At 68.5% G+C, this 22,153-nt stretch carries 17 protein-coding genes; 14 read left to right on the top strand and 3 right to left on the bottom strand.

All coding sequences use genetic code 11. From position 1 onward, the window contains the following. The first annotated feature begins 270 nt into the window (after positions 1–270). The 12 genes from ACPXB3_RS07175 (at position 271) to ACPXB3_RS07120 (ending at position 12,165) form a co-directional block, all read left to right on the top strand. Positions 271–1,869: a peptide ABC transporter substrate-binding protein gene (locus ACPXB3_RS07175; protein ID WP_425704346.1), complete on the top strand. Its 1,599-nt coding sequence runs from the start codon at positions 271–273 to the stop codon at positions 1,867–1,869. A 94-nt stretch (positions 1,870–1,963) separates the two neighbouring features. After that, complete coding sequence (locus ACPXB3_RS07170) at positions 1,964–2,890, top strand: ABC transporter permease (RefSeq protein WP_425704345.1); 927 nt, start codon at positions 1,964–1,966, stop codon at positions 2,888–2,890. Beyond that, on the top strand, positions 2,883–3,890 hold the full coding sequence (locus ACPXB3_RS07165) for an ABC transporter permease (protein ID WP_425704344.1): 1,008 nt from the start codon (positions 2,883–2,885) through the stop codon (positions 3,888–3,890). Before ACPXB3_RS07170 ends, ACPXB3_RS07165 begins: the two co-directional genes overlap by 8 nt. Further along, a complete protein-coding gene (locus ACPXB3_RS07160; protein WP_425727206.1) occupies positions 3,887–5,617 on the top strand; it encodes a dipeptide ABC transporter ATP-binding protein in 1,731 nt (576 codons plus the stop codon). The genes ACPXB3_RS07165 and ACPXB3_RS07160 overlap by 4 nt, the downstream gene beginning before the upstream one ends. Positions 5,618–5,672: 55 nt before the next feature. Further along, positions 5,673–6,428, top strand: coding sequence for an oxidoreductase (locus tag ACPXB3_RS07155; RefSeq protein ID WP_425704342.1), 756 nt, complete (start codon positions 5,673–5,675; stop codon positions 6,426–6,428). Positions 6,429–7,378: 950 nt separating this feature from the next. Beyond that, on the top strand, positions 7,379–8,434 hold the full coding sequence (gene ssd, locus ACPXB3_RS07150) for a septum site-determining protein Ssd (protein WP_425727204.1): 1,056 nt from the start codon (positions 7,379–7,381) through the stop codon (positions 8,432–8,434). Then, entirely contained in the window at positions 8,431–9,600 is a 1,170-nt protein-coding gene (locus ACPXB3_RS07145; protein ID WP_425704340.1) for a TadA family conjugal transfer-associated ATPase, read from the top strand. The genes ssd and ACPXB3_RS07145 overlap by 4 nt, the downstream gene beginning before the upstream one ends. Continuing rightward, the gene (locus tag ACPXB3_RS07140; protein ID WP_425704339.1) at positions 9,597–10,424 is read left to right on the top strand and encodes a type II secretion system F family protein; all 828 of its coding nucleotides are present in this window, start codon (positions 9,597–9,599) and stop codon (positions 10,422–10,424) included. Before ACPXB3_RS07145 ends, ACPXB3_RS07140 begins: the two co-directional genes overlap by 4 nt. Further along, a complete protein-coding gene (locus tag ACPXB3_RS07135) occupies positions 10,421–11,044 on the top strand; it encodes a type II secretion system F family protein (RefSeq protein ID WP_425704338.1) in 624 nt (207 codons plus the stop codon). The genes ACPXB3_RS07140 and ACPXB3_RS07135 overlap by 4 nt, the downstream gene beginning before the upstream one ends. 115 nt (positions 11,045–11,159) lie before the next feature. Further along, the gene (locus tag ACPXB3_RS07130) at positions 11,160–11,381 is read left to right on the top strand and encodes a DUF4244 domain-containing protein (protein ID WP_425704450.1); all 222 of its coding nucleotides are present in this window, start codon (positions 11,160–11,162) and stop codon (positions 11,379–11,381) included. A 2-nt stretch (positions 11,382–11,383) separates the two neighbouring features. Then, the gene (locus tag ACPXB3_RS07125) at positions 11,384–11,800 is read left to right on the top strand and encodes a TadE family type IV pilus minor pilin (RefSeq protein WP_425704449.1); all 417 of its coding nucleotides are present in this window, start codon (positions 11,384–11,386) and stop codon (positions 11,798–11,800) included. Beyond that, positions 11,797–12,165: an Rv3654c family TadE-like protein gene (locus tag ACPXB3_RS07120; RefSeq protein WP_425704337.1), complete on the top strand. Its 369-nt coding sequence runs from the start codon at positions 11,797–11,799 to the stop codon at positions 12,163–12,165. Before ACPXB3_RS07125 ends, ACPXB3_RS07120 begins: the two co-directional genes overlap by 4 nt. A 60-nt stretch (positions 12,166–12,225) precedes the next feature. Here the strand turns inward: ACPXB3_RS07120 and ACPXB3_RS07115 are convergent, their stop codons facing one another. Next, entirely contained in the window at positions 12,226–12,771 is a 546-nt protein-coding gene (locus ACPXB3_RS07115; protein ID WP_425704336.1) for a hypothetical protein, read from the bottom strand. A gap of 415 nt (positions 12,772–13,186) precedes the next feature. On the opposite strand from ACPXB3_RS07115, the gene ACPXB3_RS07110 reads away from it, so the two are divergent. Both ACPXB3_RS07110 and ACPXB3_RS07105 read left to right on the top strand, forming a co-directional pair. Beyond that, the gene (locus tag ACPXB3_RS07110) at positions 13,187–14,590 is read left to right on the top strand and encodes a hypothetical protein (protein WP_425727202.1); all 1,404 of its coding nucleotides are present in this window, start codon (positions 13,187–13,189) and stop codon (positions 14,588–14,590) included. Positions 14,591–14,664: 74 nt separating this feature from the next. Beyond that, entirely contained in the window at positions 14,665–17,460 is a 2,796-nt protein-coding gene (locus ACPXB3_RS07105; RefSeq protein ID WP_425727200.1) for a LuxR C-terminal-related transcriptional regulator, read from the top strand. Between the two features lie 57 nt (positions 17,461–17,517). On the opposite strand, the gene ACPXB3_RS07100 is transcribed toward ACPXB3_RS07105, so the two are convergent. Together ACPXB3_RS07100 and ACPXB3_RS07095 are read right to left on the bottom strand one after the other, a co-directional pair. After that, positions 17,518–19,542, bottom strand: a complete 2,025-nt coding sequence (locus ACPXB3_RS07100; RefSeq protein WP_425727198.1) for a response regulator transcription factor — start codon at positions 19,540–19,542, stop codon at positions 17,518–17,520. Positions 19,543–19,577: 35 nt separating this feature from the next. Further along, the gene (locus ACPXB3_RS07095) at positions 19,578–21,938 is read right to left on the bottom strand and encodes a DEAD/DEAH box helicase (protein WP_425727278.1); all 2,361 of its coding nucleotides are present in this window, start codon (positions 21,936–21,938) and stop codon (positions 19,578–19,580) included. Between the last annotated feature and the right edge of the window lie 215 nt (positions 21,939–22,153).

Raw genomic sequence — 22,153 nt, 5'->3', positions numbered from 1 at the left:
TGGGATACGTCCGAAATTGTCTTTCGCAAAGAGAAGAAAGTTTCCCCTTCGGCGCGACGGGGTGGGTACCGGTCGGTATTGTTACCTTCCGGTCAAGTGGTTTACAGCCTGCGGCCAGGATCCGTTAAGGATCGTCCCATCCAACCTTCGTGCGTGATTCACGAATTGCCGCGCAGCGTATGGACAAGTTCCGGCCAGGGGCGCAGACCGCAGCTTCTGGCGTCGAATCAAATCCGGTTACCGCCGGTGTGCCTCGGAGGGCGATAGCGAGTGAAGTTGAGAAAAATCTGGGTGGCGATGGGTGCGGCCGTGGTGGCCGCCGGAGTCCTCTCGGCATGTGGGAGTTCGTCGGACGACTCCAACGGGTACATCCGGGTGTACGGCGGGGAGCCGGAGACCGGGCTGATCACCACCACGACCAACGAGAACATCGGGGGACGCGTCGTCGACTCCCTGTTCACCGGCCTGTATGCCTATGACGCACAGGGCAACCCGAGGCCTGCGATGGTCGACAAGCTCGAGACCACGGACAACAAGAACTACACCATCACCATCAAGAAGGGCTGGAAGTTCGACGACGGCACCGAGGTCAAGGCGCACAACTTCGTCGATGCCTGGAACTTCGGGGCCTACACGCCCAACGCCCAGAAGCAGCAGAGCTTCTTCGAGCCGATCCAGGGCTACGACGAGGTCGCCTCGGAGCATCCGACCGTCAAGACCATGTCGGGGCTGAAGGTCGTCGACGACTACACCTTCACCGTCGCCCTCAAGGACCCGAACATCGACTTCAAGCTCGGACTCGGGTTCACCCCGTTCAAGCCGCTGCCCGACGTCGCGTTCAAAGACATCAATGCGTTCGGGCAGAAGCCGATCGGCAACGGCCCGTACAAGTTCGTCGACTGGCAGCACAACCAGAAGATCGACGTCGAGGCCAAGTCCGACTACCCCGGTCCGGACAAGGCGAAGAACAAGGGCATCACCTTCGTCGCCTATCAGGATCCCGGTGCGGCCTACAGTGACCTGCAATCGGGCAATCTCGATGCCCTCGAGGTCATCCCGACCTCGGCGCTGCGCACCTACAAGAAAGACCTCGGCGAGTCGCAGGTCGTGAACAAGCCGGTCGCCGCCAACCTGACGATCACCATCCCGGAGAACCTGCCGCACTTCTCCGGTCAGGAGGGACGTCTACGGCGCCAGGCGATCTCGATGGCCATCAACAGGCCGCAGATCGCGCAGAACATCTTCTCCGGCACCCGGACACCGTCCACGGACTTCACCTCCGCGTCGCTGCCGGGCCATGACGCCCACATCCCGGGTTCGGACGTGCTCACCTACAACGCGGCCAAGGCCAAGGATCTCTGGGCGCAGGCCAATGCGATCGCCCCGTGGTCGGGAAGCTTCGTGATCGCCTCGAACTACGATGGCGGACACAAGGACTGGATCGATGCCGCATCCAACGACATCAAGAACACGTTGGGTATCGACGCGCACGGCGAGTCCGTCCCGACCTTCAAGCAGTTGCGTTCGGAGGTCAACGCCCGCACCATCCGGACCGCGTTCCGTACCGGCTGGCAGGGTGACTACCCGTCGATTCTGGAGTTCCTGTACCCGCTGTATGTGACCGGGGCCGGCTCCAACGACGGCGACTACTCCAACCCGCAGTTCGACGCGGCGATCCACAGTGCGCTGACGCAGCCGACCGACGATGCGGCCTACAAGGCGGCCAACGGGTCTCAGCAGATCCTGTTGCAGGATCTGCCGGCGATCCCGCTGTTCGACTACGTCTCGACGCTGGGTCTGGCCCAGGGTGTCAAGGGCACCGTCACCTGGAACAACCTGCCCGACTATCCCAATCTGACCAAGAGCTGAGGTCTCGGGCCCACCCGCTCGGCCCGCACCGGTCGCCGTTCGGCGGCCGGTGCGGCCGAGGGGGTCCGATTCCGTGCGCGAGAGATGAATTGACATGCTCTGGTACACAATTCGACGCATTCTGCAGCTGATCCCGGTCTTCTTCGGCGCCACCCTGCTGCTCTATTTCATGGTGTTCAGCCTGCCGGGTGATCCGACCGCGGCGATGGGCGGCGGTAAACCGCTTACTCCCGCGGTCCGCGAGCAGATCCGCAACCAATACCACCTCAATGACGGCTTCTTCCAACAGTATTGGCACTATCTGAGTGGCATCTTCACCGGCGATTTCGGGATGTCGTTCTCCGGCCGCCCGGTGGCCGACGTGATGGCGCAGACCTTTCCGGTGACGATCCGGCTGGCGATCTTCGCGCTGATCATCGAGGCCGTGTTCGGCATCGTGTTCGGTGTGATCGCCGGACTCCGCCGCGGCGGGGTGTTCGACGCGACCGTCTTGTTCGCGAGTCTCGTGGTCATCGCGATCCCGATCTTCGTGATCGGCTTCATCGCCCAGTTCCTCTTCGGGGTGAAGTGGGGGATCGCGCCGGTCACGGTCGGCGCCAACGACGACCTGGCACATCTATGGCTACCGGCCTTCGTCCTGGCGTCGGCATCATTCGCCTACGTCCTGCGACTGACCCGGAACTCGGTGGCCGAGAACTCGACTGCCGACTTCGTACGTACCGCGACCGCCAAAGGTGCATCACGCCCGCGCGTGGTGATCGTGCACATCCTGCGCAACTCGCTGATCCCGGTGGTCACCTTCCTGGGTGTCGACCTCGGGGCCCTGATGGCCGGCGCGGTGGTCACCGAGGGCATCTTCAACATCAACGGGATCGGTCAGACCATCTTCCGCAGTGTGAGTCTCGGTGAGGCGCCGACCGTGGTGTCGATCGTCACCGTGCTCGTGATCATCTATCTGGTGGCGAATCTGGTCGTGGACCTGCTGTACGCCGTGATCGATCCGAGGATCCGATATGCCTGAAAGTTTCTTCCCGCCCGAATCCGAGGCCGAGGTCCTGCGCTCGGACGCCGAGACGCTCGGTGAGACAACACGTCCGGGCCAGCAACGATTCGTCGCGCCCGCCGACGAGGTCGAGGTGCTCGACGCCGACCCGGTCCGCGACAGCGGTGCCTCGGCCGGCTTCTGGAAGGGGGCCTGGCTGCAGCTGCGGACGAGCCCGACCTTCCTCATCGCCTCGGTCATGATCATCCTGGTGATCCTGATCTGTCTGTTCCCGTCCCTGTTCGCCCACCAGGACCCGCGCCACTGCGTCGGCGCGAACAGCCTGCTCTCACCGAGCTCCGCCCACTGGTTCGGCACCGACCTACAGGGCTGTGACATCTACGCGCGCACCATCTACGGCGCCCGCGACTCGGTGATCGTCGGCATCTGCACCACGCTGCTGGTGTTCATCGTGGGCGGTCTCATCGGCGTGCTCGCCGGGTACCTCGGCGGCTGGTTCGACGTTCTGCTCTCGCGGGTCACCGACATCTTCTTCGCGCTGCCGCTGATCCTGGCGGCGATCGTGATCATGCAGATGTTCACCCATCGCACGGTGTGGACGGTGGTGGCGATCCTGGCCGTCTTCGGCTGGCCACAGATCGCGCGCATCTCCCGCGGCTCGACGATCGCCGTCAAGAACAACGAATTCATCACCGCAGCAACCTCCCTGGGGTCGTCGCGGGCGCGGATCGTGTTCTCCCACGTGGTCCCCAACGCGCTCGGCCCGGTGATCGTCACCTGCACGATCTCGCTGGGAGTGTTCATCGTGACCGAGGCGACGCTGTCCTACCTCGGCATCGGACTGCCCTCGACGGCGGTCTCGTGGGGCATCGACATCGCCGCCGGCCAGGACCTGCTGCGAGCGGGCAATCCGATTCTGCTGTATCCCGCAGGCGCACTTGCCCTCACCGTGTTGAGCTTCATGTTGATGGGTGATGCGCTGCGGGACTCGCTCGACCCGAAATCGAGGACGCGATGACCGAGCACCACACCGAAGACCCCGCCGGCACCGCAGGCACCCACGGCGACGTCGCACCGTTGCTGGACATCAAGGATCTCGAGGTCGCGTTCGGCAGTGACAAGGATTCGGTACGGGCCGTCTCCGGGGTCAACCTGCGGGTCTATCCCGGTCAGACCGTCGCCGTGGTCGGCGAATCCGGATCGGGCAAGACCACCACCGCCAATGCCGTACTCAACCTGCTGCCCGGTTCCGGCCGTATCACCGGCGGCACCATCATGTTCGACGGCCTCGACCTGACCAAGGCGTCGGCCAAGCAGATCGACCAGTTGCGTGGCACCGGAATCGGTTTGGTGCCCCAGGATCCGATGTCGAATCTGAACCCGTTGTGGAAAATCGGCTTTCAGGTCCGTGAGGCGATCGAGGTCAACAAGGTCGCGAAGGGATCGGCGGCCAAGAAGCGGGCGGCGGAGGTGCTCGAAGAGGCGGGCATGTCCGATGCGGCCGCCCGGATGAATCAGTATCCGCACGAGTTCTCCGGTGGCATGCGCCAGCGCGCGCTGATCGCCATCGGGCTGGCGTGCCGGCCCAAACTGCTCGTCGCCGACGAGCCCACCTCGGCGCTCGATGTCACGGTGCAGCGCCAGATCCTCGATCACCTCGACGGCCTGACCGAGGAGCTGGGGACCGCGGTGCTGCTGATCACCCACGATCTGGGGCTGGCCGCCGAACGGGCCGACCACATCGTCGTCATGTACCGCGGCAAGGTGGTCGAATCCGGGTCTGCAGTCGAGATCCTGCAACACCCACAGCACGCCTACACCCGGCGGCTGGTGCAGGCGGCGCCGTCCCTGGCGGCCCGGCGCACGATGCGGGCCACGCCGGCCCCGGGCGAGGTGGCCCCACGCGACCGCGAAACCGGCCCGGATGCACCGGCGTCGGCCGCACTGATCGTCGCCGACCAACTCGTGAAGGAGTTCACGGTGCGCGGCAAGGTGCCGTGGCGTTCGACGCCGTTCCGGGCGGTCGACGACGTCTCGTTCACGGTGCGCCGCGGCACCACCACCGCCATCGTCGGGGAGTCGGGATCGGGTAAGTCGACGGTCGCCCAGATGGTCCTCGGGCTGTTGCCGCCCACCGCGGGTCGTGTCGAATTCGACGGCACCGATGTCAGCTCGGTCCGGGGCCGGGCCGCCCTTGGGCTGCGGCGCCGGGTACAGCCGGTGTTCCAGAACCCCTACGGGTCCATCGATCCGATGTTCTCGATCTTCCGGGTCGTCGAGGAGCCGCTGCGGGTCCACAAGATCGGTGACAAGGCCGGCCGCGAGAAGCGGGTCCGTGAGCTGCTCGACCGCGTGGCGCTGCCCGCGTCGGTGATGCGGCGTTACCCCAACGAACTCTCCGGCGGACAGCGGCAGCGGGTGGCGATAGCCCGGGCACTGGCACTGGACCCCGAGGTGGTGGTGTGCGACGAGGCGGTGTCGGCACTCGACGTGCTCGTGCAGGACCAGATCCTGCGCCTGCTCGACGAACTGCAGACCGAGATGGGGCTGACGTACCTGTTCATCACCCACGATCTCGCGGTGGTCCGCCAGATCGCCGACGACGTGCTGGTGATGGAAAAAGGCCGGGTCGTCGAACACCGTTCGGCCGACGAGATCTTCGCCGCTCCCGAGCAGGACTACACCCGTAAACTGCTCGAGGCGATCCCCGGCCGATCGATCCCGCTCGGCCGTACCGGGGCGTGACGCGGCCGTACCGGGTGCGGGCAGGCGTGCATCGAGGCCGGTTTATGGTGATCCGATGAGCACCGATCCGCTTGCGCCGCTGGCCGAACTGCCCGGGGTGGCCGCTGCCGCCGACACCGCGCGGGACGCGCTCGGTGCGGTGCACCGGCATCCGGCCAACCTGCGCGGCTGGGACAAGGCCGCCACCGAGGCCTCGTGGCGGGCCGGGCGCTCGTCGGCGGCCATCGACGGCGGCAGCGTCGAGTTGCGTCGTGACGGCGACTTCGACGACCCGATCCTCGCCGGGGCGATGCGCGTGGCCCAGGCCCTCGACGGTGAGTCGCTCGACGGGCTGACGACGGTATTCCGTCGCGCCCCTGCCCAGGCGTTTGCCCGGTTACACATGCTCGCGGCCGCCGACCTCGTCGACGACCCCGACGAACTCGGCCGTCCGCGCGACGGGGCCGAGGTCGCGACGAGACTGGACCTGCTGTCGCAGCTGATCACCGGCGGTACGCGCGTGGGCGCGCCGGTCCTCGCGGCCGTCGTACACGGAGAACTGCTCGGCCTGAACGCCTTTGGCAGCGCCAACGGGATCGTGGCACGCGCGGCGTCCCGGCTGGTGTGCACGTCGTCGGGACTCGACCCGCACAACCTGGGAGTGCCGGAGGTGACGTGGTTCCGACGGGTCGCCGACTACCGTGTGCTCTCCGAGGCGTTCGGCAGCGGCCGTCCGCAGGCCCTGCAGGATTGGATCGTGTTCTGCTGCGAGGCGCTCACCGCCGGCGCGGCCGAGGCGAAGTCGATCGCCGACGCCGCGCGAGCCGGCTGACCAGAGGAGCGCACAGCATTGCGGGCGGCGATCCGGTCCGAAGAACCGGGTCGCCGCCCGCAAAGCACGGACCCAGGTTACCAAGCGTGCTTGGTGGGTTGTGGTTACCGCCTCGGCGATGAGTCCCGCTCATCTGTCACGAAAACCGTTCCGGCGCTGCCGATCTCGTCCCACACGACGCCATCGATGACGACGTCGGCGCTGTCCGGGGTCGAGGCGCTGCCATGTGCGGTATCGCCCAAAAGGCCGGGATTTCGCAGGCGCACAACACTTGTGCCTTTATGCGGCTCACTCCGCGTGGGTACTTGCCGCCCGTGCTGGGAAGTGCCCGAAATGGGGGTCCGCTTCTTCTCTTCCGAATCGGACGTTGCCTTCCGAGGTTCCGTAACACCTTTGTACACCGTGACGTCGATCACATCAAGGCTCCGGCCGGTGAGTGGTTGCCGATGTGTGCGGGGGCGCAATTCGCGTCTCGACCGAGCGCCGGCGGAGGCGTTGCCGCTGCTAGCGGGGCTTCTCAGCTCACTGTAAGTCGACTTGGGGTATGTCGCGCGATGCCGCGGCGTCATGAGCGGGTCGGCCAGAGTGAGTCATTTGTACAGCGAAACAAACCTGCAGGTAGGAGGGTCGCTGCACGGCCGGACGGCGCGTTTGCGATAGGTATTTGCGGCGGCGGGCGCAACGTGTATAGTCGTGGGTACCCGGTCTTCGGACCGGTGCCTTTCAGCCCGACCCCCCGGGGCTGAAACGCGACGACCCCGGCCTCCTCCCCCCCTTGGCCGGGGTTGTCCTCTGTCTGGGGTCTTTTTCTTCTGGTGGGCACTTTTCCGTTGCTGGGCCTCTGACCCAGATCTCCACCGTTTGTCCCCATTCCGGTCTGTCTCCACAGATCGCTGCCGCTGGGCCGGCAGATCCGCAGTCGATGCGCCGGTGCGCGTCAGGATGACGGCATGTCCGAAGTCCTGCTCGCCCTAGTCGATGCCGAGTTGCGTGATGATGTCGCGCGCTGCGCCGCGGCCGCCGGGTACCGGCTGGTCGTCGGCGAGCCCGCCGCCTGCCGAGCGGACTGGCTGCGCGCGTGTGCGGTCGTCGTCGATCCGTCGGCGGTCGCGGCGCTCGCGGCCACCGCGGTGCCGCGACGTACCGGGGTGCTGCTCGTCGCCACCGCCGCACCGCCGGCCGGGGTGTGGCGGGCGGCGATGGACCTCGGTGCCGGCGATGCCGCGCTGCTGCCCGCCGACGAGGGCCATCTCGTGCGCACCCTGACCGAGCTGCGCGCACCACGGCGGTCCGCCGGTGGCGGTCTCGCGGTGCTGAGCGCCCATGGCGGCGCGGGTGCGTCGGTGTTGTCGGCGGCCACCGCCCTGGCTGCCGGCGACGCCGGTGAACAGGTCTTGCTGCTCGACGCCGACGACCTCGGCGGCGGGCTCGATCTGATCCTCGGCATCGAGGACCGGGCCGGATTGCGCTGGCAGGACCTCACTCTGGAAGGCGGTGCCGTCAACGGTCAGGCGCTGCACAGCGCGCTGCCACGCGTCGACGACCGGGTCGCGGTGCTGACCTCGCGTCGCGACGACCCGCAACCCATTCACGCCGATGCCGTGCTGGCCACGCTCGACGCCGGGCGGGGGCACGGGGATCTGGTCGTCGTCGACCTGCCGCGCGCCGACACCGACGTGGTGCGCGGCGTCGTCGAATCGGTGGATCTGGTGCTGTTGGTGACATCGGCGACCGTCGCCGGATGTGCCGCCGCCACACAGGTGGCCGAGCGCCTGCTCACCCGGGCCGCGGATCTCGCACTGGCCGTTCGTGGTCCGTCGCCGGGCGGATTGCGCGCTGCCCAGATCGCCGACGCAGTCGATATGCGCCTGGTCGCCTCATATCGTCCGGACCCGCGTCTGCCCGCGCGCCTGGAGGACGGTCGCCCGCACATCGCGGCGCGCGGTCCGCTCGGCCGTGCGGCACAGGCGGTCTACGGGGCGGTCGGTACGGGGCGGGGCGCATGAATGCGCGGACCGACGAGGCCCTGCTCGAGCGGGTGCGGTCGCGGCTGGCCGCCGACGCCGTCGAGCCCACCGCCGCCGTCATCGCCGATGCCATCCGGGCCGAGTCGGGCGGAGTGCTCGGTGACACCGATCTCCTTGCGGCGCTGCGCTATCTGCAGACCGAACTGACCGGTGCGGGTCGCCTCGAAGAGCTGCTCGCCGAGCCGGGTATCGCCGATCTCCTCGTCGTCGGACCCGACCGCGTGTGGGTCGATCGCGGTGCAGGACTCGAGCTCACACCGATCCGCTTCGACGATGACGCCGCGGTGCGCCGTCTCGCCGGGCGGTTGGCGCTCGCCGCCGGCCGGCGCCTCGACGATGCGCAGCCCTGGGTCGACGCGCAGCTGTCGAATCTGGGCCGGCGCGGCTACACGGTGCGTCTGCACGCGGTGATCCCGCCGCTGGCCGCCGACGGGACGTGCTTGTCGCTCCGCGTGTTACGCAGCGCCGGTATGGGTTTCGATGCGCTGGTGGCCACCGGGGCGGTACCCGCGCCGGCCGCCGAAATGTTGCAGACGATTCTGCGCGCCCGGTTGTCGTTCCTCATCATCGGCGGGACGGGGACGGGCAAGACGACGCTCCTCGGGGCGCTGATCGGCCAGATGGGCCCGGCCGAACGTGTGCTCTGCGTGGAGGATGCACCCGAGTTGACCCCGACGCACCCGCACGTCGTGCGACTGGTGGCGCGCACCGCCAATGTCGAAGGCGCGGGCGAGGTTCCGGTCCGGATGCTGGTGCGCCAGGCGCTGCGGATGCGCCCGGACCGCATCATCGTCGGTGAGGTGCGCGGTGCCGAGGTCATCGACCTGCTGACCGCGCTCAACACCGGTCACGACGGCAGCGGCGGGACGCTGCACGCGAACTCCACCGCGGAGGTGCCGGCCCGGATGGAGGCGCTCGCCGCGCTCGGCGGGATGGGCCGCGACGCCCTGCACAGTCAGCTCTCGGCCGCGGTGCAGGTGGTGCTCGGGTTGGCGCGCACAGCCGACGGTACCCGCGGGCTGTCCGAGATCGGTGTACTCCGGCGCGGCTCGGACGGACTGGTCACCACGGTGCCGGTGTGGCTGCGCAGCACCGGTTTCACTCCGCACCGCGCACTTCTCGACGAGATGGTGGCGGCCCGATGACCGCCATCCTGCTCGCCGCCGCATGCGCGGTGCTGTGTTCGGGACGATCCCGCGCCGGACATCGCCTCCGTGCATTCGCCGGCAGTGCAGCCGGTCCGGCCCGGACCACCGTGCCACGAATGCTCGTCGTGCCGGCAGCTCTGGGCGGTGCGTTGCTCGTCGGCGGGGTGGCGGCGCTGTGCGCGGCGGGAGTTCTCGTCAGCCTCTACCTCTGGCGTATCCGCCGCCGCCGACGTACCGAGGACGCGGATTCGCATCGGGATGATCTGCTGACCGCATTGTCGTTGATGATCGCCGAGTTGTCGGTGGGCGCTCCGCCGGCGCGGGCCTGCGCGGCCGCCGCGGCCGAGATGTCGGACGGCGGCACGTCCGGCCGCGCCGACTCGGTCGCAGCGGCACTGGCCATGCTGGCCGGCCGTGCCGAACTCGGCGGCAGCGTGATCGCCGGTGAGGTGATCGGAGGGAGCGGGCTCACCGGCGGGGGTGAGCAATCGTGGCATCGCATCGCGATCGCGTGGCAGACGTCCGAGACCTACGGGCTACCGCTGGCCGAGCTGCTCGGGTCGGTCCGCGCGGACATGGTGGCGCGCAAGACCTTCACCGAGCGGACCCGAGCAGGCATGGCCGGCCCGCGGGCCACCGCCGCTGTGCTGGCCGGACTCCCGCTGCTCGGCGTCGCCCTGGGACAGGCCACTGGAGCGCGGCCGCTATCGACCCTGCTCGGCGGGGGGATCGGCGGCATTCTCCTGGTGGTCGGCACCGTTCTGGTGGCTGCCGGAGTGGTCTGGTCCGAACGCATCGCCGGAAAGGTGCTCTCCTCGTGACGGCCGCGGGTCTGCTCCTGGTGGCCGGTGCCTGTTGGTTGTGGCCGGCGGCGCGATGGCGGTTGTACCGGGTGATCGATGCGCCGGCGCCGCGTGGGCGCGAACCGCGCTTCCTCCGGACCGGCGATCGGCCAGATGACCCGTTCGCGGTCGCTGCCGCGCTCGATCTGCTGGCGGTATGTCTGCGCGCCGGATTGCCGGTGGTCGCCGCGATCCGCGTTGCGGCGCCGAGCGCCCCGCCCTCGCTGGCGCGGCCGATGACGGCCGCCGCCGAACTCCTCGAACTCGGTGCCGACGCCGAACGGGCCTGGGCCAGTGCGTCTTCGGATCTCGGTAGCCGTCGTAGGTTCGGAAAGGCCCGCCCGGACACCGGCTGCTTCGCCGACCTCGCGATGCTCGCCCGTCGGTCGGCGCGGGCCGGCTCGGCGTTGGCCGGTGGTGTCGATGAGCTTGCCGAACACGTCCGGCGCAGTGCCCACGACGACGCCCTCGCCCGCGCCGAACGTGCCGGGGTCATGGTCAGTGGCCCACTGGGACTGTGTTTTCTGCCTGCGTTCATCTGCCTGGGCATCGTGCCGGTGGTGATCGGCCTGGCCGCACAGACCTTGGGCGGATTGTGACAAGAAACTCCCCTCGATGTGGAGCGCAATCGCCGCGTGCTGCGTCCAACTACATGAGAGCCACACTCTCCATCGATGTCAACAGAAGGGAAAACTCATGTCACCCAAGAATCTCATGTCACCCAAGAAGAATTTCCGTTCGGTCCGTGACTGGCTGACCGTTCAGTCGGTGCGGCTGGTGACCGACGACGAAGGGATGAGCACTGCCGAATACGCCATCGGGACCATCGCCGCCGCGGCCTTCGGTGCCATTCTGTACACGGTGGTCACCGGCAACGACATCGTCTCCGCGCTGACCGGGATCATCAACAAGGCCCTCAACACGTCGGTCAACTGATGATGTTGCCACACTGGACATCCCGCGAGGTATGGGTATCGCGGGTATGCCGTCTGTGGAGTGACGACGAGGGGATGGTCACGGTCGAGGCGGCGTACGCGATCGCGGCGATCGTGGCGGTGCTGATTGTCGGGGTCGGTGCGATCGGTGCCGTGGTCACCGAGATCCGGTGCACCGACGCGGCTCGTGAGGTGGCCCGCCTGACCGCGGCCGGCGATGCCGGTGCGCGCGCCGCCGGGGCCCGCCTGGCGGGGACGGATGCGACGATCACCGTGACCGAAGAAGGCGAGCAGATCATCGTCTCGGTCACCGATCGGGTGCTGTCGCTGCCGGGGCTGACGATGTCGGCCCGGGCGGTGGCGATCCGGGAGCCCGACGGCTCCGATCAGGTCGACTTCGCGCCCGGCGTGCAACCGTGAGATCCGGTGCGGGCCTGATCCGGGACGAGCGCGGCTACGCCACCGTGGCGGCGGCGGGGCTGATCGTGGGGCTCGTGTCGGTGCTCATCATGCTCGTCTACGTCGGCGCTGCCGTCGTCGCGCGTCACCGGGCGCAGTCGGCTGCCGACATCGCCGCCCTAGCCGCCGCCGTCGACCAGATCTCCGGCGGCGACGCGTGTCCCACCGCCACCACGGTGGTGGCCCAGCAGCGGACCGGTGCGCGGTTGCGTCACTGCCGGGTCGGTGGCGAGGACGTGATCGTCGAGGTCGTCGTTCCGATCGAGCTGGGCGTCTTCGGTTCCCGGGACGCGGTCGCGTCGGCCCGGGCCGGTCCGGTGCAGTGATGTGCGTGGGCGGTGAAACCTGTTGGGGAGCAGCCATTTGTACGTGAACTGGCGCGACGTCTAACCGATCGCGTCGTCGCCGACGACGATCCGTTTGGGGTACACCCGTACCGAATGCATGGGTGCGAACCACACCTGGTTGAAGTACACCGTGGCATCACCGCGGTAGGCGAGTTCCAAGACGCCGTTGCCCCGCGCGATCGGGATGCGCGGGCGCACCGCGGTGACGAACGGCGCCCAGTGCACCACCTCGCCCTCGGTCAGGAAACCGCCTGCCGCGGCCCAGGTGTCGCCGTGCTCGTCATCGGAGATGGCCAGGTACACGTCACCGAGCGACGGACTGATCCGGGGTCCGACCATCGCGCTCTGCAGATACCACTGCGCGGAGTCGACCATGCCGGCATCGTCGTGGCGTGCCGCCGCCCACGCGAAGTGGATGTCGAGGGCGTCGAGGGCCTGTTCCTCGGAGTAGAACACGTCGTTCTCGCCGATGGTCGAAGGCAGCTGATCTGCCTCCTGAGTCGGGCGTGCCAGCAGGTAGTAGACCGCACACGCCCGCAGGATCATCCTCGGCGCCGCGGCGCGCCGGGCATCCCTGTCGTGCATTGGCTGATTATCGCCGACATCGGGCAGATCGACCTGCCGGACCGCGGAATTCGCCGTGCATTTGTGCCATTCGCGCCCATACACCCGAGGTTCTCCGGCGATGTGCCATCACGCCGGTATGAGTCTTTTGTCCGGATATGGCTGCCGTTCGGCGACGCGTGAGTGGGCCTCAGGTGCGCTGACACGCCCGCGGACCGACGGCCCGACCTCGGCCGATGCCGACTTCTCCGTCGCACCGACCACTGATTGTGCGGCATGAGTCATATGTCCATAAAGATGTGATCTGGCTTTCATAACGGACCGGTTGCGGCGCAAGCTACTCACCGGTAAGTCAGACGGCCATGGGTGCGACCAGTGCAGCTGGGTCGGCGTGACAGACCACGTTTCGATTCACCTGTTTCCATAGGAGAAGACAGTGCACGCACTCACCAGTCCCGAAGTCACGGCGACGCGCACCCGACGCCCGCGAGTCACCACCGGCCTTGCCCTTGCCGGGGCCGCGGCCATTGCGATCACCCCGCTCGCCATGACCGGCGCACCCGCACTCGCTGCCGACGTGAACCACGCGACCAGCGCGGCCGCCACGACCGGGATCGGGATGTACCAGCAGGTCATCGCCGACACGATTGCCAACATCCAGAAGCTGCAGAAGTCCGCGCCGGACGGCACGCTACCGATCCTCAACCAGATCCTGAGCAACCAGCAGGCGAATCTGTCCGGTCTGGGTTCGGCGCTGGGAACCTTCGGACCGAAGGCGCTCGACGCGCTTCAGACGGAGGTCCCACCGCTGCTGGAAGAGGCCGCCGCCGCACTGGCGGACGGTGACCTGGCCACGGCGATCAACTCGGTGGTCCTCGCGGCCATCCTGCCGGTCACCGCCGGTCTCGATATGCTGCCCGGTCCCATCCTGCCGGCGCTCCAGAAGGTGCTGGCCGGTCCGTTGGAAAATCTCGCCAACGTCATCAATGAAACCCAGAACCAGCTCATCCTGTCCGCAGTCCTCGTGCCGGTCAGCCCGCTGCTCGGGGGCATGGGCGGGTTGGTGCAGGGCATCCAGAACGTGATCGACGCGGCGAAGACAGGTGACCCGGCCGCGACGCTGAACGCGCTGGTGGCGGCGCCCGCGGTGATGCTCGACGGACTCCTCAACGGCGGTTACGGGATCGACCTCGCACCGGTCGCCGGTCTCGGCGGCATTGGGCTCAAGGTCGTCGCGGGCGGAATATTCGGCAACACCGAGTTCGGCGATGACGGAGTCCTGACCCTGCCCGGCAGTGTGTCGTCGTGGCAGTCCTTGCAGAAGGGGATCCTCAAGATCATCACGCCGCCCAAGACCACGTCGGCCACGTCGTCGGTCGCGGTCAAGTCGATCTCGCCCACCGACATCAGCGCCGTGACCAGCCCGCGGGCCACCTCGGTCACCGTCGGTGCGACGACGTCGACGACCGATTCCGAGGCCGGCGCGACCGAGTCGAGTGCCACCGCGTCGGCACCCGCCACGGCCGAGCCGACCACCAGCACGCCGTCCACCAGCACGCCGACCACCAGCACGCCGACCACGAGTGCCCCGACCACCGGATCCGCCGAAGTGCCGACCGCACCGTCGTCTGCACCCGAGGCCACCGGCAGCGACTCGGCCACCACCGGCTCGGAGAGCGCCGGCTCGGGCACCACGGGATCGAGTGAAACCGGCTCGACGGACACGAGTTCGGCAGGGGCCGGAGCGACGAGCACCGACTCGTCGACCGCATCCTCGTCATCTTCGGCGTCGTCGTCCACGGGCGGATCGAGTGGTTCACAGGGTTCATCGGACTCCTGACCGCCCCTCGCCGCATCGGCGCACTCCCCATCCCGGACACCAGGGTGGGGAGTGTGTCGTGTTACACATGATCGGTGAGTAGCGTCCGCGCCGTGCCGAAGTCCGCGGACGACGGCGTCGTCGGACGCCGAGGGATCATCGACCGGATCGACGACGTGTTGCACGCGGCGTCGTCGGGCATCCCGGACGCCGTCCATACCCTCACGATCGCGGGGAACCCGGGCTCCGGCAGGTCGACGATGCTCGCGGTGGCCGCCCGGCACGGCGCCGCCTTGGGAATGCGGACCCTGTCCGCCCGCGGCTTCGAGGCCGAGTCCACCGAACCCTTCGCCGGGCTCCACGAATTCCTGCTACCGCTGCTGTGCGATGTGCCGGCCGACGACGTGCCTGCGGAACTGGGTGTCGCCGTCGGCCTCGCCTCCGGACCGTCCCCCGATGTGCGCCGGGTCGCCGACGCGGTGGTCGTGGTGATCGCCGCACAGCTGGCGCGCGGCCCGATGCTGCTGCTGATCGACGATCTCCGTCAGCTCGACCGCGAGTCGATCACCGTCGTCGAGGCCATCGCCGACCGGCAACTGCCCGGCCTGTCCCTGATCGCCACGACCCGCGCCGGACGTGCGGCACTGGCGTCGGGGTCCAGGCTGATGCTCGGGCCGTTGACCGAGGCGGAGTCCGATCGTGTCCTGTCCGCCGAGTACCCCGACCTCGAGCCACGATTGCGACGCGGCGTGCTCGCGGCGTCGCTCGGAAATCCGTTGGCGATCACCGAGATTCCGCGCAGCCTCACGTCGGCGCAACGCACCGGCGCCGAGCCGGTGCCGGATCGCCCGGCCCTGACCGCACGCCTGCGACGCCAGATGTCGGCGACGATCACCGAACTGCCGCCCGATACCCGGCTGCTGTTGCTCATGCATGCGATCGATCCGGGCCGGGAACTACGTGCGTTCGACGCCGTGCTCGGCGGCGGTGACGCGCTGGTGGCCTCGCTGCCTGCGGTCGGCGCCGGGCTCGTGGAGCTCACCGATGGCGCCCAGATCGGTATCCACAGCCTGCATCCGGTGGCGCTGCACATGATCGAGACGAGCGCGGTTTCCGCCGAGCGTGATCTCGTCCATCGCGTGCTCGGTGCGGTCTTCGTCGCCGACGGCGCGCCCGATCCGGCGGCGGTGGCCCAGGTGAGTTCCGTCCGGCGCCGCGCGTCACTGATGGAGGCCGCAGCCGAAGCGGCCTGCAGGCAAGGGGATTGGCGCAGCGCCGTCGCATCGCTGGAGGCCGCCGCCCGCGTCGACACCACGGCATCCGAGTGCGCCCGCCGCCTCGCCCGCGCCGCCTACCTGGCGTCGTCGGTCGACCTGACCCTCGCCGCGCGGCTCGTCGGCGAGATGCGGGAGCACGATCGAACCGCGGCGAGCACTCTCGGTGGTGCGCTGGCCATCGCGGCAGTGACCTCACGCGGTGATGCCACGGAACTGGACATGGCCCATCGACTCCTCGACGAGGCCATCGGTCACCGCCGGCGCCGTGACGCACCCGATCCGATGCTGATCGAGGCGATCGGCGAACTCCGTTGGGTGTGCTGGCTTTCCGGACGCAACGACCTGTGGCAGGCATATCAGCGAGTGGCCGCCGAGGTGACCGCGCATCACGCCGTCACCGATATCGCGCACCGGACGGCGCTCTCAGTCCTGCTCGCCGACCGGCTGAGCGTGGCCGAGATCGAGCGCGCGGCCGTCGCGGTCGACCGGCATACCGATCCGACCGCGATCATCCTCGTCGCCGAAGCCGCCGCCGCGGTGGATCGGGTGGCGGTGATGGCGCCACATCTCGAACGGCTCATCGCCGGCGCCGATGACCGCGGCCCGGTCATGCCTGCGGTCTGGGCGACCCTCCTGTTGGCAGATGGTGACTTAGAACGTGGCGCCTTCACGCGTGCCCAGTCCCGACTCGATCACGCCCGGAGTCGGTGGGGCGCTGCGGGTTTCAATTTGCTGTCCTGGGGCGCCGATGCGCAGCAGGCTCGTCTGGCCGCGGTGCGCGGCGACCCGGCGGACGTGGCCGATCGGGTGGCGCGGCCGGTGTCGTGGGCTATCCCCCGACGCGCGCGTACCGTGCTGACCGAGACTGCACGCGCCGAGTTGATGTCGGCGGCAGCACGTTCCGACGCCATCGGTGTTCTGGAGCGGGCCGCAGCCGTCGGACCGATCGGCGAGTTCGCCGACGATTCCCTGCCCGCCCGGGCCGTCGCGCTCGACATCGTCGTCGCCGCCCGACAGGTGGGCCGCCTCGATGTGGCCCGCGCACATGTGGATGCGATGACCCGGGCCGGATTCGGTCTGATCTCGCCGCGTTGCAGCATGATTCACTTGGCCGCACAGGCATGCGTGCTGCCCGACGATGCGGCTCGGACGTTGTTCCGCGCGGCCCTTGCGGTGCCGGGTGCGCAGCAGTGGCCGTTCGATCTGGCGCGGATCCACTACTATTTCGGCGCGCATCTGCGACGGATGCATGCGGTTGCCGAATCACGTGAGCCGCTGTCCACCGCGCTACAACTGTTCGCCGGGATGGAGTGCCGGCACTGGGCCGAGCTGGTGCGGGCCGAACTCGATACCGCGGTGGTGGCGCGCCAGGTGTTCGGTGGTCCGGCCGCCGGCGGACTGACCCACCGGGAACTGCGGATCGCCGAGGCGGCGGCATCGGGATTGAGCAACAAGGCGATCGGCGTGCAGACGGGTATCTCGGCACGGACGGTGGGCAATCACCTCCACCACGTGTACGTCAAACTCGGGATCGGATCGCGTGGCGGTCTGCGAGACGCACTGCGGGAACTGCGGGCCGACGCCGACGACACGCAGAACACCCCTACGCCGTAGATCGGTGTCACCTGGTGGCAGCAATCTACGGCGCTGGTATCCCGGTCCTCCGCATCGTCAGAGCCGGAGACGGCTCAATGAGTCACGCAGCGCCGCACGGGAAGTCACCCCGAGTGTCGCGTACACCGACGACAGGTGGGTGCCCACGGTGCTCGCCGACAGGTGCAGCAGCTCGCCGATCTGCCGGTTGCTCAGACCGGACGCGGCGAGCTCGGCCACCCGATGGCCGATCGGGGTGAGCCGCCCCCGCACTGGTGTCGCGGCCGACGGATCGCCGAGCCGACGCAGTTCCTCGTGTGTCCGCTCGAGCCAGGGTGTCGCTTTCAGTCCGCGGAATATCGATGCGGCACTACGGAGTTGATGACGGGCCGGTACCCGGTCCCCGCGACTGCGCAGCGCCGCACCGTATGACAGCCGGATACGGGCGAGTGCGAACGGCTGCCGGTCGGCATCGGGCAGGGCGAGCGCGCGCTCGTAGTGCACACGTTCACCGGTGACGACGGCAAGTGCGCCCGCGGTGAGCAATGGTTCCAGCACACCCAGCGGTGCCTCGGACTCGTCTCTGGACAAGACCTCGGTCAGGGCTGCGACGTCATCGCCGGCGTTTGCACCGACCGCTGCCTGCGCGAGGTCGAGCACCATCCGTGAGTCCACGTCGACGAGTGCGGCATAACCACTTTCGGGTGTGACGTCGCCGAGCAGCCGGTATGCACGACGTGGCGCACCGGAACCGAGAGCGAGCGCGGCGCGCGCGTGTGCGGCCCGCCGCGTCAGGAAGATGCCCCGCATGCCGTCCCGGCGCAGCATCCGTGAGATCGCCGCCTCGAGGACGTCGTGCTCGCCGCGATATGCCGCGAGCAGGGCCGCCGTGTAGTCGGCCCACTCGGTCCCGATCATGCGGTGGCCCTGCGCATCCGCGATCGCCCGCACCCGGGCGGACAGGGTGCCCGCGGCATCCCAGTCGCCTGCGGTGAGACGTTCGGCCGCCAGCAGTGCCGCCGCGGCGAGCGTATCGTCCGGTGATGCGTTTGCGTCCGAGAGCACCCGGACCAGCGCGTCACGCCACCAGAATCGGTGATAGCGGGCCTGCGTCACGAATGCCGTTCGCACCATCATCGTCGGATCCGAGGCCACGGCGAGATCGTCAACCATCCGGTCGGCCTCGGCCGCCAGCGCCGAATGACCCAGCGCGGCATCGCCGTTGACCCGTCCTGCGAGTCGTGCCCAGTGCGGGCGGACGGGCAGTGCATCGGCGACCGCTCGTAGATCCGATGGCGTGGTATCGCCGGTCAGCTGCTCGGTCACGCACAGCAGCCACATGGCGTCATCGATGGCCTCGGCGCCTGCTCGGCCCGGGGTGCCGGTGAGTGCCGCTCGCAGGTCGGCGTGCAGTTGGTCGGACGGCGCGCCGCCGGCGAAGGCACGAAATGAATCGGCCACGATCCGTGCGAGACCGTCGGCGTCGGCGGCCGGACGGTCGGTCCCGATCTCGTCGACGCCCAAAGTGTCGGCGCTGCCGGTGTTCTCGAGCACCCATACGTATTCGGCGATGCGATCGTCGAACAGTTCGTCGCCCGGCGCCGCGCTGACGAGCGCACCGACTCCGGTGTGCCCGATGCGGCGGAGAACGAACGCCAGGATCTGTGCGCTGGCCTTCTCCAACTTGGTGGCCTCGTCGACGAGGAGCAGCCCGCCGGGATGGTCAGCACCCCATCCGCGCAGCAACGTCAGGATCGTCGTGCAGAGCATCAGCCGGGTCGGTTCGGCACCGAGCTCGACGCCGAAGGCCACGCGCAGTGCGGTGCGCTGGTCGTCGGTGATCGCCGAGGCGGCTGTGAGCAGCTGGTCGACGAGGCGGCGTAGCGCCGAGTAGGGACGGGAATCCTCGGCACGGGAATCCCGGGCGTGGGGCGCCGGCCGCAGGACGCCACGTCCGGTGGCACCGGCATGCGCGGCGAGGGCGTCGAGTACCGGTCGGCCGGTACTCCCGGACGCGATCAGCAGACCCGTGTGTGGGCCGGGGGCGCTCAGGTCGGCCGCGATCTGACCGGCGAGCAGGCCGGCGGCCGACGATGTGGGCATGCTGCACTTTCGTTCCAGGGCTCCCGACCCGACGCTCAGCCTACGAGAAGCCGTGAGATCAGCGACAGCGTGGTGATCGCTCCGGCCTTGTCGAGCGGATCGTTGCCGTTGCCGCACTTGGGGGACTGCACGCAGGACGGGCACCCGTTCTCGCAGCCGCAGCCTGCGACGGCATCGCGGGTGGCCGCGATCCAGGTCTGCAGTTGGGTGAAGCCGCGTTCGGCGAAGCCCGCGCCGCCGAGGTAGCCGTCATAGACGAAGACCGTCGGCAGGCCGGTGTCGGGATGCAGATTCGTCGACAGCCCACCGATGTCGGACCGGTCGCAGGTGGCGATGAGGGGCAGCAGCCCGATCGCCGCGTGCTCGGCGGCGTGCAGCGATCCGGGCAGGCGGGTGGCGTCGATGCCCTCGTCGGCGAGTACCTCGGGCGGCAGCGTATACATGACCGCCCGGGTGTGCAGGGTCTGACGCGGCATGTCGAGTTCGATCGAGTCGAGCACTTCTCCCGAGGGCAGCGTCCGCAGATATCCGACCACCTGATGGGTGACGTCGACGTCCACCAGCGCCGTGGTGAGCACCCCGTGGCGGGCCTGTGCGACGACGTCGGTGATGGTGATCTCGGTGGTCTCGCGCGCCGTGGTCGTCCAGTCCGGCTCGTCCGGATGCGCCGGCGCCAGGCCGTCGTCGAGGTCGAGTTCGTCGACGACGTAGGTGCGGCCCTGATGGATGTGCACGGCCCCGGGGTGCACGGTGGCCGGTGCGCGCCCGGCATCGACGGTGCCGAGCAACTCGGCGGTGGTGGAATCGACGATGAGTATCTGTCCGCCGATGCCACCACGAATGTCGATGTCGCCGTGCGGGTCCACCCCGGGCGCGGCATACCAGCCGGCCCGGCGTCGGCGCAGCAATCCCTGCGCGGCGAGGTCGGCCACCATCTCGCCGGCCTGCCATCGCTCGATCTCGTCGTCCTGCAACGGGTATTCGGTAGCCGCACACAGCAGGTGCGGGCCGAGGATGTAGCGATTGGTGGGGTCGATGACCGGTGCCTCGACCGGGGTGGCGAGCAGCGCCTGCGGATGATGCACCAGATAGGTGTCGAGGGGATCGTCGCGGGCGACGAGGACGACGAGCGCATCACCGGAGGTGCGTTGGCGTCCGGCGCGTCCGGCCTGCTGCCAGAACGAGGCGACCGTGCCGGGATAGCCGGCGATGATGACCGCGTCCAGACCGCTGATGTCGACGCCGAGCTCGAGTGCGTTGGTCGTCGCCACGCCGAGGAGCTCGCCGTCGGAGATCGCCTGCTCGAGCTTGCGCCGATCGCCGGCGAGGTATCCGGCCCGGTAGGCCGCGACCCTGTCGACCAGCTCGGGTGCACTGTGCGCCAAGAGGTTCCGGGCTCCCAGGGCGGCGATCTCGACACCGCGCCGGCTGCGGCCGAACAACAGGGTGCGGGCGCCCTCGATGACGAAATCGGCCAGCAGTCGGGATGATTCGGCACCGGCAGATCGGCGCACGGGGGCATCCTGCTCACCGGTGATGCCCGGGATGAAGTCCGGTTCCCAGAGCGCGATGGTGCGCTCGCCCCGTGGTGAACCGTCGTCGGTGACGCCGACCGCGGGCTCACCGATCAGCCGGGTCAGTGCCGCTGCCGGATCGGCGACGGTCGCGCTGGCGGCGATCACCGTCGGATTCGACCCGCACGCCCGTGCCAGCCGGAGCAGTCGGCGCAGTACCAGTGCCGTATGTGATCCGAACACGCCACGGTAGTGGTGGCATTCGTCGATGACGATGTAGCGCAGGTGTCGCAAGAATTGTCGCCACTGCCCGCGTACCGGACCCGCCGACGACCCGGAGCCGCCGGCCAGCACCCCGGTGAGGATGCCGAGGTGCAGCATATCCGGGTTGGTGAAGATCCACCGCGAATGGGCACGCGCCCAATGCCGGATCTCCGGATCGGTGTCACCGTCATAGGTACATGGCGCGAGGTGGGCGAATGCGCTGCGACCCGCGGTCAGATCCGAGAGCGCCCGGATCTGATCGGCGCCCAGAGCCTTGGTGGGCGCCAAATACAGTGCGGTCGAATGTGGTTCGGTGAGCAGCGTATTCAGAATCGGCAACTGGTATGCGAGCGACTTCCCCGATGCGGTGCCGGTGGAGATGGACACGTGCCGGCCGGCGTGCGCATGCTCGGCTGCCGCGGCCTGATGTGACCACGGTCGCGGAATCCCGTTGTCGATGAACGCGGCGCGCACCGCACCGTCGAGCCACTCCGGCCACTGCCCGAAAGTCGGTGTGCGCGACGGTATGACAGAGAGATGGGTGAGGGGACCGGAGTCCGCTTCGGTGCCGGCGAGTGATCGGCGCAGCAACTCGGTTCCAAAGGTGTGCACGGTCATCGTTGTCTGTCGTCCCATGTGTCGCGCGGACGCCGCAGTGGTTCTTGCTTCGCAGTGGTTCTTGCTTCGCAGTGGTTCTTGCTCCGCAGTGGTTCTCGTGCTTCGCAGTGGTTCTCGTGCTCCGCGAGGGTGATTCGAGACCGGATCGGTATGTACGGCCCTGGCGCGACGTCCACGCAGATGTTAGCGCTGATTGTCGGACTGCCGAAATCATC

It is taken from the genome of Gordonia sp. DT219, from assembly GCF_049847065.1.
GTDB lineage: Bacteria > Actinomycetota > Actinomycetes > Mycobacteriales > Mycobacteriaceae > Gordonia.
Note: the sequence above shows the minus strand (reverse complement) of the source record. Positions and strands in the feature narration are given on the sequence as shown.

Excerpts from the sequence above, each read along its gene's own strand:
- ACPXB3_RS07165 (WP_425704344.1), top strand. The coding sequence starts at position 2,883 with ATGCCTGAAAGTTTCTTCCCGCCCGAATCCGAGGCCGAGGTCCTGCGC.
- ACPXB3_RS07125 (WP_425704449.1), top strand. The coding sequence starts at position 11,384 with ATGTTGCCACACTGGACATCCCGCGAGGTATGGGTATCGCGGGTATGC.
- ACPXB3_RS07160 (WP_425727206.1), top strand. The coding sequence starts at position 3,887 with ATGACCGAGCACCACACCGAAGACCCCGCCGGCACCGCAGGCACCCAC.
- ACPXB3_RS07115 (WP_425704336.1), bottom strand. The coding sequence starts at position 12,771 with ATGCACGACAGGGATGCCCGGCGCGCCGCGGCGCCGAGGATGATCCTG.
- ACPXB3_RS07130 (WP_425704450.1), top strand. The coding sequence starts at position 11,160 with ATGTCACCCAAGAAGAATTTCCGTTCGGTCCGTGACTGGCTGACCGTT.
- ACPXB3_RS07155 (WP_425704342.1), top strand. The coding sequence starts at position 5,673 with ATGAGCACCGATCCGCTTGCGCCGCTGGCCGAACTGCCCGGGGTGGCC.
- ssd (WP_425727204.1), top strand. The coding sequence starts at position 7,379 with ATGTCCGAAGTCCTGCTCGCCCTAGTCGATGCCGAGTTGCGTGATGAT.
- ACPXB3_RS07100 (WP_425727198.1), bottom strand. The coding sequence starts at position 19,542 with ATGCCCACATCGTCGGCCGCCGGCCTGCTCGCCGGTCAGATCGCGGCC.
- ACPXB3_RS07145 (WP_425704340.1), top strand. The coding sequence starts at position 8,431 with ATGAATGCGCGGACCGACGAGGCCCTGCTCGAGCGGGTGCGGTCGCGG.
- ACPXB3_RS07095 (WP_425727278.1), bottom strand. The coding sequence starts at position 21,938 with ATGACCGTGCACACCTTTGGAACCGAGTTGCTGCGCCGATCACTCGCC.
- ACPXB3_RS07170 (WP_425704345.1), top strand. The coding sequence starts at position 1,964 with ATGCTCTGGTACACAATTCGACGCATTCTGCAGCTGATCCCGGTCTTC.
- ACPXB3_RS07140 (WP_425704339.1), top strand. The coding sequence starts at position 9,597 with ATGACCGCCATCCTGCTCGCCGCCGCATGCGCGGTGCTGTGTTCGGGA.